Source organism: Microbacterium sp. MYb72 (genome assembly GCF_002979415.1).
GTDB lineage: Bacteria > Actinomycetota > Actinomycetes > Actinomycetales > Microbacteriaceae > Microbacterium > Microbacterium natoriense.
In genome coordinates, this window is record NZ_PCOT01000007.1 from 80,927 (window position 1) to 95,316 (window position 14,390).

The 14,390-nt window shown below is 69.1% G+C and carries 15 protein-coding genes; 8 read left to right on the forward strand and 7 right to left on the reverse strand.

Annotated features, from left to right (window positions below; genetic code table 11):
• Positions 1-20 precede the first annotated feature (20 nt).
• Together CQ047_RS05680 and CQ047_RS05685 are read right to left on the reverse strand one after the other, a co-directional pair.
• Entirely contained in the window at positions 21-1,115 is a 1,095-nt protein-coding gene (locus tag CQ047_RS05680; protein WP_105673314.1) for a DUF4349 domain-containing protein, read from the reverse strand.
• Positions 1,112-1,669: an RNA polymerase sigma factor gene (locus tag CQ047_RS05685; protein ID WP_105673315.1), complete on the reverse strand. Its 558-nt coding sequence runs from the start codon at positions 1,667-1,669 to the stop codon at positions 1,112-1,114. The genes CQ047_RS05680 and CQ047_RS05685 overlap by 4 nt, the downstream gene beginning before the upstream one ends.
• 219 nt (positions 1,670-1,888) lie before the next feature.
• On the opposite strand from CQ047_RS05685, the gene CQ047_RS05690 reads away from it, so the two are divergent.
• Positions 1,889-2,890: a TerC family protein gene (locus CQ047_RS05690; protein ID WP_105673316.1), complete on the forward strand. Its 1,002-nt coding sequence runs from the start codon at positions 1,889-1,891 to the stop codon at positions 2,888-2,890.
• Positions 2,891-2,911: 21 nt separating this feature from the next.
• On the opposite strand, the gene CQ047_RS05695 is transcribed toward CQ047_RS05690, so the two are convergent.
• A complete protein-coding gene (locus CQ047_RS05695; protein ID WP_105673317.1) occupies positions 2,912-4,225 on the reverse strand; it encodes an LLM class flavin-dependent oxidoreductase in 1,314 nt (437 codons plus the stop codon).
• Complete coding sequence (locus CQ047_RS05700; RefSeq protein ID WP_105673318.1) at positions 4,222-5,517, reverse strand: O-acetylhomoserine aminocarboxypropyltransferase/cysteine synthase family protein; 1,296 nt, start codon at positions 5,515-5,517, stop codon at positions 4,222-4,224. The genes CQ047_RS05695 and CQ047_RS05700 overlap by 4 nt, the downstream gene beginning before the upstream one ends.
• Before the next feature lie 185 nt (positions 5,518-5,702).
• On the opposite strand from CQ047_RS05700, the gene leuC reads away from it, so the two are divergent.
• From leuC to CQ047_RS05730, 6 genes are all read left to right on the forward strand, one after another.
• The gene (leuC, locus tag CQ047_RS05705) at positions 5,703-7,148 is read left to right on the forward strand and encodes a 3-isopropylmalate dehydratase large subunit (protein ID WP_105673319.1); all 1,446 of its coding nucleotides are present in this window, start codon (positions 5,703-5,705) and stop codon (positions 7,146-7,148) included.
• A gap of 2 nt (positions 7,149-7,150) precedes the next feature.
• Positions 7,151-7,747: a 3-isopropylmalate dehydratase small subunit gene (leuD, locus tag CQ047_RS05710; protein ID WP_105673320.1), complete on the forward strand. Its 597-nt coding sequence runs from the start codon at positions 7,151-7,153 to the stop codon at positions 7,745-7,747.
• Between the two features lie 67 nt (positions 7,748-7,814).
• Positions 7,815-9,182, forward strand: a complete 1,368-nt coding sequence (gene murA, locus CQ047_RS05715; protein ID WP_105673321.1) for a UDP-N-acetylglucosamine 1-carboxyvinyltransferase — start codon at positions 7,815-7,817, stop codon at positions 9,180-9,182.
• A 5-nt stretch (positions 9,183-9,187) separates the two neighbouring features.
• Complete coding sequence (locus CQ047_RS05720) at positions 9,188-9,940, forward strand: 1-acyl-sn-glycerol-3-phosphate acyltransferase (protein WP_105673322.1); 753 nt, start codon at positions 9,188-9,190, stop codon at positions 9,938-9,940.
• The gene (locus CQ047_RS05725; protein WP_105673323.1) at positions 9,930-11,063 is read left to right on the forward strand and encodes an NAD(P)H-dependent glycerol-3-phosphate dehydrogenase; all 1,134 of its coding nucleotides are present in this window, start codon (positions 9,930-9,932) and stop codon (positions 11,061-11,063) included. The genes CQ047_RS05720 and CQ047_RS05725 overlap by 11 nt, the downstream gene beginning before the upstream one ends.
• Entirely contained in the window at positions 10,969-12,051 is a 1,083-nt protein-coding gene (locus tag CQ047_RS05730; protein ID WP_105673324.1) for a D-alanine--D-alanine ligase family protein, read from the forward strand. Before CQ047_RS05725 ends, CQ047_RS05730 begins: the two co-directional genes overlap by 95 nt.
• 10 nt (positions 12,052-12,061) lie before the next feature.
• Here CQ047_RS05730 and CQ047_RS05735 read toward each other — a convergent pair whose 3' ends face one another.
• The gene (locus tag CQ047_RS05735; RefSeq protein WP_105673325.1) at positions 12,062-12,280 is read right to left on the reverse strand and encodes a PLDc N-terminal domain-containing protein; all 219 of its coding nucleotides are present in this window, start codon (positions 12,278-12,280) and stop codon (positions 12,062-12,064) included.
• Positions 12,280-12,753, reverse strand: coding sequence for a DUF3515 family protein (locus CQ047_RS05740; protein ID WP_105673326.1), 474 nt, complete (start codon positions 12,751-12,753; stop codon positions 12,280-12,282). The genes CQ047_RS05735 and CQ047_RS05740 overlap by 1 nt, the downstream gene beginning before the upstream one ends.
• Positions 12,754-12,776: 23 nt before the next feature.
• Here CQ047_RS05740 and thiL point away from each other — a divergent pair, with 23 nt between their 5' ends.
• On the forward strand, positions 12,777-13,772 hold the full coding sequence (gene thiL, locus CQ047_RS05745; protein ID WP_105673327.1) for a thiamine-phosphate kinase: 996 nt from the start codon (positions 12,777-12,779) through the stop codon (positions 13,770-13,772).
• On the opposite strand, the gene rsmD is transcribed toward thiL, so the two are convergent.
• On the reverse strand, positions 13,742-14,335 hold the full coding sequence (gene rsmD, locus CQ047_RS05750; RefSeq protein WP_181155841.1) for a 16S rRNA (guanine(966)-N(2))-methyltransferase RsmD: 594 nt from the start codon (positions 14,333-14,335) through the stop codon (positions 13,742-13,744). The genes thiL and rsmD overlap by 31 nt on opposite strands.
• Between the last annotated feature and the right edge of the window lie 55 nt (positions 14,336-14,390).

Sequence of the window (14,390 nt, forward strand, 5' to 3'; positions counted from 1 at the left end):
GCTTCTTCGGATGCTGCTTCTCAGTCTTCGTCGGCGGTGGCGTCCGATGCTGCGGTTCGGCGCGAGCGGCGCACACGCCGGATCAGCCACACGAGCAGCACGACGATCGCGGCGATCCCGAGCCAGGGGAGGATGAACCCGATCGCGATGACGAGGGCGTTCAGGGAGACCACGAGGCCGTTCCAGCCGGCGAGGAGCCCGTCACCGAACCCTGCGGGGTCCGCCGTCGTCGGAGCGGAGGCGCGGGTGAGCTGCACCTGCAGCGTCGACATCGCGATCTGATCCTCGAGGGATGCGAGCTGCTGCTCGTAGGACTCGAGCTGCGCCTGACGATCTGTCAGAGCGACCTCGGCCTCGATGAGCTCGGACACGGACCCTGACTGCGCCATCAGCTCGGTGAGCCGCTGCACGGAGGTCTTGGTCGCATCGACGCGAGCGCGGAGGTCGATGGCCGTCGACGTGACGTCCTGCTTCGAGATCGACGTCGACAGCACCTCTCCCGACTCCGACAGGGCGTCGATGACCGCGGTGAGGTCGGCCGAGGGGACGCGGATGCTGATCCAGCCGTATCCGTCGTCGGGTGCGGCCGGCTGAGTCGTGTCGTACACGACGCCTCCGCCCTTGCCGATCTGGGTGCTCTCCACGAAGCCGCCGTGCTTCTCCGCGAGCGCGGCGATGCCCTCGGCGGCCTTCGCGATGTCCTTCACCTGCACGGTCGCGTCGGCGGTCGCGATGATCTCGCGACCGGTTCCGGCGTCGGCGCTCTGCAGGGCACCGTCGGGGGCGGTCCCCGGGGCGAGCTCGGTGCTCTTGTCCTGCGAGCCGCCGGAGGTGTCCGACGCCACTCCGTCGGAGTAGATCGCGCCGTCCGCCGTGCTCGATGCCGACCCGTCGACGGCGGAGAGGATCGGCGGAGTCACGAGGACGCCGACGGCGAAGGCCGCGGCGACCCCGGCGCCGGTGAGCCATCCGCGACGGCGCGCACGCGAGCGCTCCGCGGGCGTCCTCCTGGGGGCGCGCTCGCTCTCGATCTCGTCGAACACGGCCGACTCGATGCGTGCGATCGCGGCATCCGACAGCTCGGGGAGGTCTGGGGTGGTGGTGTTGTCGGTCATGCCTCGCTCGCTTCCTTGACGGCACCGCGCAGTCGGGTGCGCACTCGCGAGAGACGGTTCCGAACCACGGCGTGACTGACGCCCAGCTCCTTTGCGGCGGCCTGGTAGGCGTACCCCTCGGCGGCGCACAGGCGGAAGATCTCGCGATCGAGCTCGCTCAGGGAGCCCACCTCCTGCGCGATCCGCTCCGCGAGCGCCGAGGTGATCACCTGGTCCTCGACGCTGACCGTCGCCGGCAGGTTCTCGTCCATCGCCTCCGCGGTGTGGGCCTGGTCCCGTCGCTTCTGGCGCAGCCGATTCGCAGCCTGGAAGCGGCAGATCGTCGCGAGCCAGGGAAGGATCGACTCGCCCTGCAGCTCGAAGCCGGGGAGCTTCCGCCACGCGGCGACGAAGGTCTCCTGGGCCACGTCCTCGGCATCCGGTGCGGAGCCGAGGATGCCGTGGGCGATCCAGTAGACCGGGCGGATGTAGGCGCGGTAGAGCTCGCGGAAGGCGCTCTCGTCGCCTCCAGCGGCCTGCGCCGCCCACTTCTGATCACTCGTCTGTACGGGCATCGTTCTTCCGTTCGGTGTCTCTCACCCGGAAAGTGTCGGCTGAGCTCCGATCGTCTCAGAAAACTCCGCTAGCATTGCAGAAGCGAGAGGGAGTATCCCGATTCCGCGCGTAACGTCATCACGAGCATCGACTGAGCTGCTCCGGGCGCGCGACGCACACTGTGCGGGGGAGAGACTTTCGGTTCTTTTCCGACCCTCCCCGAAAGGTGCTGCGCACCCGTGAACATCCCCGTCTGGTTCGAGGTAGGCGCCCTCGTCGTCCTCGTCCTCATCCTCATCGGCGATCTGCTGCTCGCCAAATTCCGACCGCACATCCCGTCCACCAAGGAATCCACGCTCTGGGTGGTCTTCTACGTCGCGCTGGCGTTGATCTTCGCCGGTCTGCTCTATCTGTTCGCCGGCGGTCAGTACGCGGGCGAGTTCCTCACCGGGTGGGCGCTGGAGTACAGCCTCTCCATCGACAACCTCTTCGTGTTCGTGCTGATCATGGCGCAGTTCGCGGTTCCACGGCGACTGCAGCAGATGGTGCTGATGGTCGGCATCATCATCGCGCTCGTCCTGCGCGGCATCTTCATCCTTCTCGGCGTCGCGATCATCGAGAACTTCTCGCCGGTGTTCTACATCTTCGGCGCGTTCCTCATCTGGACGGCGATCAGGCAGGCGATGCCCGAGGGCGACCACGACGGAGAGGTGCAGCGCGAGAACTTCATCGTGCGTCTGCTGCGTCGTCGTGTCGACATCAGCGACGAGTACGACGGCAACAAGCTCCGCACCGTCGTCGACGGCAAGCGGGTCTGGACGCCCATGCTCATCGTCTTCGTGGCGATCGGCGTCACCGACCTCATGTTCGCGATCGACTCGATCCCCGCGATCTTCAGCATCACGCACAACAGCTTCCTGGTGTTCACGGCGAACATCTTCGCTCTCATGGGATTGCGCCAGCTCTACTTCCTGCTGGGCGACCTGCTCGACCGCCTGCGCTACCTGCACTACGGCATCGCCGTGATCCTCGGGTTCATCGGCATCAAGCTCGTGCTGCACGCCATGCACGTGAACGAGCTGCCGTTCATCAACGGCGGGCAGCACATCGACTGGGCCCCCGACATCCCCATCTGGCTGTCGCTGACGGTGATCCTGGTCTCGATGGTCGGTGCGACCGTCGCCAGCCTCATCGCCTCGGCGCGCGAGAAGCGTGCGGAGAAGGCGTCGATCAGCGAGTAGTCCTGAGGCGAACCTGCGCGCTCAGAAGGCGCGCAGGTTCGCCTGCAGCCCGCCGTCGACGTACTCCCGGCGGAGGATGCCACGGCGACGCAGCACAGGGACCAGCTCATCGAGTGTGCGGTGCAGCGTGACGGGGTGGAAGTCGCCCCACAGCAGCACGCCGTCGTTGCCCCACTCGCCGAGCTCCTCGATGAGATCGGCGAACTCCTCCGCGGTGCCGACGAAACCCGTGCGGTCGGAGATGCGACCGGCCTTGGCCAGGGCGGTCAGGTGCGCGCGCAGCGGGGTGTCCTCTCCGCGGTCGCCGATCAGGCGCTGGATGCTGCCCCGCGACACATGCGCCCCGAAGATCGAGACGTCCAGAGGGCGGTCGAGGTCGAGGGCCGTGAGGTCGGTCTCGAGATCGCTGGACTGCTTGCGCGCGATCTGCACGAGTGCCGCGTCGTCCGGTCGAGCCGAGGCCGCCACGATGCGGTCAGCCTCTTCGGCGGACGTGGTGATCACGGGCTGGATCGCGAACAGGATCTTGATGTCCTCGGGCGTCCGGCCGGCGGCGATCGCGGCGTCGTGGATCTTCGCACGGTAGGCGCGCACAGAAGCCTCGTGCAGAGGCGCCAGCGCGAGCTGCACATCGGAGTTCGAGCCCGCGAACCCGAGGCCTCGCCCTGAGCCGCCCGGCGACACGATCGCGGGCTCGCCGTGCGGGAACGGGATCGCGTTGAGCGGTCCGTCGAAGGCGAAGTGCTCGCCGCGGTGCTGCACGGCGCGCAGCCGGGAACCGTCGGCGTACACGTCGCTCGCGCGATCAGCGAGGAGAGCGCCGTCGTCCCAGCTGCGCCAGAGCGAGCGGATGCCGTCGAGCCACTCCTCGGCGCGGTCGTACGCCTCGTCGTGTCCGAGCTGCGGTGCGGCGGAGAAGTGCCGAGCGCTCCCGGTGTCGGTGACGACGTTGAGGCCCAGCCGGTGACCGCTGAGGTGCTGGAGGGTCGCGAACTGCCGCGCCGCCGTGTAGGGGAGATAGGCGGCCGGATTCACCGTCGGCACGACGCCGAGGTGACGGGTCGCCTGGAAGATGTAGGGCGCGAGGAGCAGCGGATCGTGCTTGGGGCCGCCGAAGGCGTGGCGTACACGGAGGTCGATCGTCTCGGCGGATCCGAGCGACGGGGCGTCCTCGATGATCACCAGGTCGAATCCGGCCTGCTCGAGGGTGCGAGCGGCCTCCTGATAGACGTCGGGGCGGGTCCAGTCGTAATCCCAGTCGAGCGACGGGTATCCCCATCCCTGCGGGCCGAAGCCGCGGGCGAGGAACCAGCCGAAGTGCTGTTGGCGCGTCATGCGACCTTCTCCCAGACGGTGGCGAGTGCCCGCGAGAGATCGGCGATGAGATCGTCGACGTCCTCGATGCCGATGGACACACGGAGGGTGCCCGGTCGGATGCCGAGCGCGTCGCGTTCCTCCTGGGTCCGGTACGAGTGGCTCGTGGTCGCGGGATGCAGCACGAGCGAGCGGACGTCGCCGATGTGCGTCATGTGCGTGAACACGCTCACGCTCTCGACGACATCACGCGCCGCTTCCAGACCGCCGCGGAGAGTGAACGTGAAGATCGAGCCGTGGCCTCCGCCGAGGTACCGCTGCGCGAGCGCATGATCGGGGTGGCTCTCCAGCCCCGCGTAGTCCACGCTCTCCACCGCGTCGTGCGCCTCCAGCCAACGGGCGACGTCGAGCGCGTTCCTGGACTGGCGCTCGACGCGCAGCCCCAGCGTCTCGGCTCCCTGCCCGATGAGGAACGCATTGAGCGGCGACGGCGATGCGCCGAAGCGCGGAGCCACGGACTCCCGCGCGTACGCGATGCGGGCGAGGCCGCCGTGTCGCGCGGCGACGCTCGGCAGTCCGCCGCGCCCGGGGAGCACCAGGTGCGGGGCGTTGTGACCCGCGCGATCCGCGTCGAAGCGTCCGTCGTCGACGACCACGCCGCCCAGCACCGAGCCGTGGCCGGCGAGGAACTTCGACGCGGAGTGGACCACGATGGACGCCCCGTGCTCGAGCGGACGCACCAGATACGGCGTGCCGAGGGTGTTGTCGACGATGAGCGGGACCGCATGCTCGTCGCCGATCGCGGCGACTCCGGCGATGTCGAGGATGTCGTTGCGCGCGTTCGCGATCGACTCCGCGAACAGCGCGCGTGTGGTGGGGCGGATCGCGGCACGCCAGGCATCGGGGTCGCCGATGTCGTCGATGAAGGTCGTCTCGATGCCGAGACGGGCGAGGTTGTCGACGAGCAGCCCGCGGGTCCCCTCGTAGATGTGTGCGGAGGAGACGATGTGGTCGCCGGCCCCTGCGACCGTGAGCAGGGCGACGGCGACAGCCGCCTGGCCGCTGGCCACGAGGACGGCGTCCGCGCCAGACTCGATAGCCGCGAGCTGGCGCTCGACGGCACGGACCGTCGGGTTGCCGGTGCGCGTGTACCCGAATCCGTCTCCGGTGCCGAAGTGATGGGCCGCGTGGTCGAAGTCGTCGAACTCGAAGCCCGCCGTGAGGTAGATCGGCGTCGCACGCGATGAAGCCGTCTCCCGATCGCGCCCCGCGTGCAGCGCTCGGGTGAAGAAGCTGGCGGTGTCGACGGTCATGCGGTGCCTCTCGGTGGTGCGGATTCCTCAGCGTGTCACGCCGTGCCGGAGCACGCGGAACCGGTGGTAATCTGACGTCATGCGGATCGTGCTCCTTCTTAGCGGCCGCGACGAGACCTCGTTCTGAGCCCCTCCTCGTCGCGGAGTCCACTGTGGGCCGAACCGCCAGCTTCAGGAGACATTCGATGAACACCCCCGCAGCAGCATCCGCTTCCGCACGCACCCTGGCCGAGAAGGTCTGGGACGATCACCTCGTCGTCAAGGGCGAGAACGGCGAGCCGGACCTCATCTACATCGATCTGCACCTCGTGCACGAGGTGACGAGCCCGCAGGCCTTCGACGGTCTCCGCAGCGAGGGGCGCCCGCTGCGACGGCTCGACCTCACGATCGCGACAGAGGACCACAACACGCCAACGTGGGAGATCGACAAGCCGATCGCCGACCTCACCAGCCGCACGCAGATCGACACCCTCCGTCGCAACGCCGCGGAGTTCGGTGTCCGCCTGCACTCTCTCGGCGACGCTGAGCAGGGCATCGTCCACGTCGTCGGTCCTCAGCTGGGACTGACCATGCCGGGCATCACCGTCGTCTGCGGCGACTCGCACACATCCACCCACGGCGCGTTCGGCGCGATGGCGTTCGGCATCGGCACGAGCGAGGTCGAGCACGTCATGGCGACGCAGACGCTCCCGCTCAAGCCCTTCAAGACCATGGCGATCAACGTCGAGGGCACTCTGCGACCCGGCGTCACGGCCAAGGACATCATCCTCGCGGTCATCGCGAAGATCGGCACCGGCGGAGGTCAGGGGTACGTCCTCGAGTTCCGCGGAAGCGCCATCCGCGCGCTCTCGATGGAGGGCCGCATGACGATCTGCAACATGTCGATCGAGGCGGGAGCCCGCGCGGGCATGGTCGCCCCCGACGAGACGACCTTCGCGTACGTGAAGGACAAGCCGCACGCTCCGAAGGGTCAGGACTGGGAGGACGCCGTCGCCTACTGGCGCACTCTTCCCACCGATGAGGGTGCGGTCTTCGACGCCGAGGTGTTCATCGACGCCGACGCGCTGGAGCCGTTCGTCACGTGGGGCACCAACCCCGGTCAGGGCAGCTCCCTGTCGGCATCCGTCCCGAACCCGGCCGACATCGCCGACCCGAACGAGCGCGCCGCCGCCGAGCGCGCGCTCGAGTACATGGACCTGACTCCGGGCACCCCGCTGAAGGAGGTGCCGGTGGATGCCGTCTTCATGGGCTCGTGCACCAACAGCCGCATCGAGGATCTGCGGGCCTTCGCGTCCATCATCGAGGGCAAGAAGAAGGCAGACGGGGTCCGCGTGATGGTGGTCCCCGGGTCTGCGCGCGTGCGCCTCGAGGCCGAGGCCGAGGGCCTGGACCGGATCATCACGGACTTCGGTGCGGAGTGGCGTTTCGCCGGCTGCTCGATGTGCCTCGGCATGAACCCCGACCAGCTCGCTCCGGGGGAGCGCTGCGCCTCGACGTCCAACCGCAACTTCGAGGGCCGTCAGGGCAAGGGCGGGCGCACTCATCTGGTCTCGCCGCTGGTCGCCGCGGCGACCGCCATCCGCGGAACCCTGTCCAGCCCGAGCGATCTGAACGAGACGGCGGAGGTCTGATCATGGAGAAGTTCACCACCCACACCGGCATCGCGGCGCCGCTGAAGCGCTCGAACGTCGACACCGACCAGATCATCCCCGCGGTGTTCCTGAAGCGCGTCACCAAGACCGGCTTCGACGACGCGCTCTTCCACGCCTGGCGTCAGGACCCCGACTTCGTGCTGAACCAGGAGCCGTTCCAGGGCGCGTCCGTGCTCGTCGCCGGGCCCGACTTCGGCACCGGATCCAGCCGTGAGCACGCCGTCTGGGCGCTGCGCGACTTCGGCTTCTCGGTCGTGCTCAGCCCGCGATTCGCCGACATCTTCCGGGGGAACTCGGGCAAGCAGGGCCTGCTCGCCGCCACGATCTCCGAAGAGGATCTGGAGCGCATCTGGGCCGAGATCGACCGGAATCCCGGGGCGCAGATCACCGTGAACCTCGAGGAGCGCACCGCGTCGATCGGCGGGATCCAGGCCGACATCGGGATCGACGATTACACTAGATGGCGGCTCCTCGAAGGGCTCGATGACATCGGGCTCACGCTGCGCAACGAAGACAAGATCGCGCAGTTCGAGGCCCGACGCGAGTCGTGGCGGCCTCGAACCCTCCCCGTTCAGTGACACGGAAGGGGCGGGCGAGCCAGGGGCAAACCCGCCCCCGAAACAGTGGATTGAAGTGAGGCTCCGAATGACGACACCCGTGCGCGATGCTCTTCCGGACGGAGTTCCCGCTCTCACCGGAGACGTCCTCGCCATTCGCGGAGGGCGCCCGCTGCGCGGCCGCGTCGACGTCAAGGGGGCGAAGAACCTCGCCACCAAGGCGATGGTCGCGACCCTCCTCGGCGAGACCGCGAGCACGCTCCGGGATGTGCCCGATCTGAGCGACGTCGCCGTGGTGCGCTCGCTGCTCGAGGTGCACGGCGTCCAGGTCACGCCGGGCGACGAGCCGGGCTCCCTGGTCTTCGACCCGGTCGGTGTCGAGTCCGCGCACATGGAGGAGATCGACGCTCACGCCGGTGCGTCGCGCATTCCGATCCTGTTCTGCGGTCCGCTTCTGCACCGCCTCGGGCAGGCGTTCATCCCCGATCTCGGCGGATGCCGCATCGGCGACCGTCCGATCGACTTCCACCTGGACGCGCTGCGCAAGTTCGGCGCCATCGTCGAGAAGCTGCCCAGCGGCATCCGCCTGTCCACCGGCGGCGCCCGACTGCACGGGGCCAACATCCACCTCCCGTACCCGAGCGTCGGGGCGACCGAGCAGGTCCTGCTCACCGCCGTCCGCGCCGAGGGCACCACGGAGCTGCGTAACGCGGCCATCGAGCCGGAGATCATGGATCTCATCGCCGTCCTGCAGAAGATGGGCGCGATCATCTCCTACGAGCCCAACCGCGTCATCGTGATCGAGGGCGTGGAGAAGCTGCGCGGCTACGACCACCGTTCGATCTTCGATCGCAACGAGGCCGCATCCTGGGCTTCCGCCGCCCTCGCCACCGACGGGGAGATCTTCGTCGGAGGCGCCAAGCAGCAGGAGATGCTCACCTTCCTCAACGTGTTCCGCAAGGCGGGCGGCTGGTTCGACATCCAGGAGGACGGCATCCTCTTCCGCCGCGACGGCGAGCTCAAGCCCGTCGTCGTGGAGACCGACGTGCACCCCGGCTTCATGACCGACTGGCAGCAGCCGCTGGTCGTGGCGCTCACGCAGGCCCACGGCCGCTCTGTCGTGCACGAGACGGTCTACGAGAACCGCATGGGCTTCACGGACGCGCTCGTCAAGATGGGCGCCGACATCGTCGTGCATCCGCGTGGCCTCCAGGACGGTCCGCGTCGGGTGCCCCGTCGCGACCTCGAGCAGGCTGCCGTGATCACCGGACCGACGCCGCTGCACGGCGCTGACATCGTGGTGCCCGACCTCCGCGGCGGCTACAGCCACGTGATCGCCGCGTTGACGGCGACCGGCGAGTCGAAGGTCTCCGGCGTCGACATCCTCAGCCGCGGCTACGAGAAGTTCCTGGCGAAGCTCGACGCCCTCGGGGCCGACTTCGACGTCATCCGGTGACCGGAATGGGTGCCAGGTCGGAGACGCGGCGACCGAGCCTGTTCTGGCCGCTCGCGGTGATCGTGGTCCCGCTGATCTCGCTGCTCGCGAAGATCCGGGTCACGGGCACGGAGAAGCTGCCCGCTCAGGGCGCCTTCGTGCTCGCGCCCAACCACTATTCGGAGTTCGATCCGCTGATCGTCGCCGTCGCCGTGTGGCGGCTGGGACGTGCTCCGCGGTTCATGGCGAAGGACAGCCTGTTCAAGATCCCGGTCCTGGGGTGGCTGCTCCGCCGCACCGGGATGATCCCGGTCGCACGCTCCTCGTCGGCGACGGCCGCGAAGCAGACCATGAAGCAGTCCGAGGAGCTCGTCGAGCACGGGCGGGGCGTCATCGTCTATCCGGAGGGCACGCTGACCCGCGACCCCGACCTGTGGCCGATGCGGGGGAAGTCCGGCGCGGTGCGTCTGGCACTCGCCGACGACATCCCGCTCATCCCGATGGCGCAGTGGGGCACGCAGGCGATCATGGGCCGCTACCAGAAGGGTCTGAGCCTGTGGCCTCTGCGCAAGCCGGTGAATATCGTCATCGGCGACCCCGTGGACCTCTCGGACCTCCGCGGGCGTGCGGGGGAGCAGTCCGCGCTCACCGAGGCCACCAACCGTCTGATGAACGCCATCACTGCGCTGCTGGAAGACCTCCGCGACGAGAAGGCTCCCGCGGAGCGCTGGAACCCGGCGTCGCACGGTCAGAAGGAGACGGGTCGCCTTGACTCCTAAGAGAACCCCGCAGGCGGGGCCGAAGGTCGCCGTCGTCGGCGCCGGAAGCTGGGGAACGACCTTCGGCAAGATCCTCGCCGACGGCGGAGCGCAGGTGACCATGTGGGCGCGTCGCGCCGAGCTGGCCCACGAGATCGACGAGGCGAAGCGGAACTCCCGCTACCTTCCGGGCATCAACCTGCCCCGCACGATGGCGGCGACGCATGAGCTCGCGATCGCGATGCGCGACGTCGAGCAGGTGTACCTGTCGGTGCCCAGCCAGTCGCTCCGCGAGAACCTCAAGGCGCTGCGCCCCCTTCTCGCCGACAGCGACGTGAAGATCGTCAGCCTGATGAAGGGCGTGGAGCGCTCGACGGGTCTGCGCATGAGCCAGGTCATCGAGCAGGAGCTCCGCTGCGACCCGGAGCGGATCGCGGTGGCCTCGGGCCCCAACCTCGCGCTCGAGATCGCGCGTGAGCAGCCCACCGCGGCCGTGATCTCCTCGCGGAGCCTGGAGACGGCGGAGACGATCGCCAGGGCAGCGCGCAACAGCTACTTCCGCACCTTCGTGAACACGGATGTCATCGGCACCGAGTTCGGCGGCGTGCTGAAGAACCTCATCGCCGTCGCGATCGGCATCGTCGACGGCGTCGGGTACGGCGAGAACACCAAAGCGTCGATCATCACCCGCGGACTCGTGGAGATGACCGACTTCGCGGTCGCCAACGGCGCGCACCCGGAGACTCTGCAGGGCCTCGCCGGCCTGGGCGATCTGATCGCCACGTGCCAGTCTCCGCTGAGCCGCAACAACACGGCCGGGCGCCTGCTCGGCCAGGGGTACAGCTTCCAGGACGTCGTGAAGCAGATGCAGCAGACCGCCGAGGGACTCGCGTCCGTCGCTCCGGTGCTGCAGCTGGCACGCGAGTCGGAGGTCGACATGCCCATCGTCGAACAGGTGAAGATGGTGCTGGACGGGAAGATGGATCCCCGTGACATCGCACCGCACCTGACGACGGACGACGACACCCCGCAGGGGGAGAGGACCAATCTTGGACAAGCAGACGGTGGTGGTGCTCTTCGGAGGGCGCTCCAGCGAGCATTCGATCAGTTCCGCAACGGCGGGCGGGGTTCTGGGCGCGATTGACCGCGACCGCTACGCCGTGATCCCCGTGGGGATCACCCGCGAGGGGGCGTTCGTGCTCGAAGAGGACGACCCGGCGAAGTTCCCGCTGGATGCCGCGCACCTTCCCGAGGTCGTGGACAACGGCACCCGGGTGCTGTGGCCGGAGCCCGGCGGAGACCGCACCCTGCGCGTCGTGCAGCCCGACGGCTCGATCGACGGGCTCGGCGAGATCGACGTCGTCCTGCCCATCCTCCACGGACCGCACGGCGAGGACGGCACCATCCAGGGTTACTTCGACACGCTCGAGGTCCCGTATGCAGGCGGCGGCGTGCTCGATTCCGCGCTGTGCATGGACAAGCACTTCATGAAGATCGCGCTGCAGGCCGCAGGCATCGCCGTGGCGCCCTGGGTGACGGTGCGCGCCCGCGAATGGACCACGGATGCCGCAGGCGTGCGCACCTCGGCCGAGGCGCTGGGGCTGCCGCTCTTCGTCAAGCCCGCCCGTGCCGGGTCCAGCGTCGGCGTGTCCAAGGTCGACGACCTCGCCGAGCTGGATGCGGCGCTGGCCGTCGCGTTCGCCGAGGACGACAAAGTGCTCATCGAGACCGGAGTGTCCGGCCGCGAGATCGAGGTCGCCGTTCTCGAGGGCGTGGAGGGCGTCCGGGCGTCGCTGCCGGGGGAGATCGTTCTGACCTCGCGCGGCTTCTACGACTTCGAGGGCAAGTACCTCGGCGGAGACGGCGTCGACGTGGTGTGCCCGGCGGAGCTCACGGATGCCGAGGTCTCGGCGATCCAGGAGGCCGGTGTCCGTGCGTTCGAAGCCGTCGACGGTCGTGGTCTGGCCCGCGTGGACATGTTCCTGACGCCGGCGGGCGAGCTGGTCGTCAACGAGCTGAACACGATGCCCGGCTTCACGCCGATCTCGATGTTCCCGAAGTGCTGGGTCGCCTCGGGACTGAGCTACGGCGATCTGATCTCCGAGCTGATCGAGGCCGGCCTGCGCCGCTGAGCGCTTACCGCTACGGGCGTGCGGCGACTTCCGCGCGTCCGTAGCAGAACCACGCGAGAGCCCCCAGAACGGGCAACAGCAGGACGATCAGGAGCCAGACCAGGAAGGTCGACCCTGTCGCCTTGCGATCGCGCACCATCGAGACGAACGCGCACAGCGTGAACAGCATCGCCGCGACGGCCAGCACGCTCATGGCGACGTCGAAGGCGGTGGGGATCAGGGGATTCATCAGCCCTCCCGAGCCGTGCACTTCGCCGTCGCCGGCTGGAGACCGGCCTGGATGCTCGTGGAGAGCTTGTCCACGATCGTGCGGAAGTCCACCTCGGTGCCTCGGCGGATGCTCAGTTCGATCGCGGGGTCGCGGCCGAACGTGACGAGTCGCTGGCGGTCCTCCTCCTGGTCGAGCACGAGCCAGTCGACGCCGCTGAAGGTCTGGCAGACCAGCGCCGAGGGAGCAGGCACGGCGACGCCGCAGCGGAGCACCACCGTCGGGTCGTCTCCCCAGGCTCCGGTGGCCTGAGCATCCGTCCACACCCTGTCGAGCTCTCCGAGCGCCGATGGCAGGAGAACCGACACGTCGGCGCAGGCGGGATTGTTCGCGTCCTTGGCCGCTTCGAGGTGGATCGTCGTCGAGCATCCGGAGAGTGCGGCGAGCAGAGCCACTGCACCCGCGGCGACGGCGAGACGGCGAGAGAGGCGCATGCTTCCAGGCTACCTTTGACTTCATGCCCTCCCGACCCGATGCCGACGATCCGCACCTCGGAGAGCTCTCCGAGGGAGAGATCCTGCGGGCCATCCTCGCCAGGACCGCTCCCGCCTCGCACACGATCATCGGGCCCGGCGACGACGCCGCCGTGATCGCTGCGCCGTCGGGAACCGTCGTCGCGACGACGGACACGCTCGTGCACGGCCCGGACTTCCGTCTCGCCTGGTCGAGCGGCTACGACCTCGGCTGGAAGTCGGCCGCTGTCAACCTCGCCGACGTCGCGGCCATGGGGGCGCGCCCGACCGCGCTGCTGGTGGCTCTCGCCGTGCCCCGCGACCTCCGGCTGTCCTTCGTGGAGAGTCTGGCCGACGGCTTCCGAGACGCTTGCGCAGCCCTCGCTCCAGGGTGCTCGGTCGTCGGCGGCGACCTGACCGTGTCCGACGTGCTCACGGTCGCGGTGACGGCACTCGGAGACCTCGAGGGGCGAGTTGCCGTGACGCGGGCGGGGGCTCGGCCCGGTGACGTCGTGGCGGTTGCGGGAGAGCTGGGAGCAGCGGCCCGCGGACTCGCCGTGCTGTTTGGCCGCTTCCGAGACGGCGAGACCCCTGTCCCGGTCGACCCCACGCAGCTCGCCGAGGGGGAGCGTGCGGCGCTCGACGCGCAGCTGCGCCCGTCTCCGCCGATCGGACTCGGTCCGTTCGCCGCCGTCGCCGGGGCGACGGCGATGATGGACATCTCCGACGGCCTCGCGCTGGACGCGCGGCGCCTGGCGGCGGCATCCGGTGTGACGATCGCCCTGGACGGCGCCCGCCTCGGGTCTGACCCGACGAGGGCGCTGGCGGGCGGCGAGGACCACGCCCTGCTCGCGACCTTCCCCGCCGATTCCGTTCCGGCCGGTTTCCGCGCGATCGGTGTGGTGCGCACGGCAGGCGCCGAGTCGCTCCTCTGCAATGAGGAGCCCGTCGACATCAGCGGCTGGGATCCCTATCGGGACTGGGACTCCGCGGCGGGCTGATCGTCGGCGGGCTCAGCCCACCAGAGCGTCGTGTCGCCGTAGTTCTTCTCCCGGAACAGGGAGAGTCCGGCGCCGTCGAAGTCGGGTGCGGCCGACCGCTTCGCGCGTTCGACGATGACCAGAGCGTCGGGGGAGAGGAGCGGGGCGAGCGCGAGGAGGTCTGCGTTCATCGCCGCGTCCTCGATGTCGTAGGGCGGGTCGGAGAAGACCAGGTCGTAGGGCCCTGCGGCGCGCAGGAGGAACGGATGCACCGCGCTCTCGTGCACGCGGGCCATCGCGACACCGCCGGCCTTCGCCGTGGTCGCGGCGTTGCGTCGCACGATCGCGGCGGCCGGGCGGCCCCGCTCGACCAGGTCGACGCTCAGGGCGCCTCGGCTGAGCGCCTCGAGGCCCAGCGCACCGGAGCCGGCGTACAGATCGAGGACACGCGCACCCGCGATCGCCTCCGCGGATTCGAGCGCACCGAAGAGCGACTCCCGCACCCGGTCGCTGGTCGGGCGGGTGCCCGAGCTCGGCACGTCGAGGCGCGCTCCTCTGGCCTTGCCGGCGATGATCCTCGTCACCTGTTCACGATACGACAGAGGTGACGGAGGGATGGCGCAGGGCCGGTCACCGGTT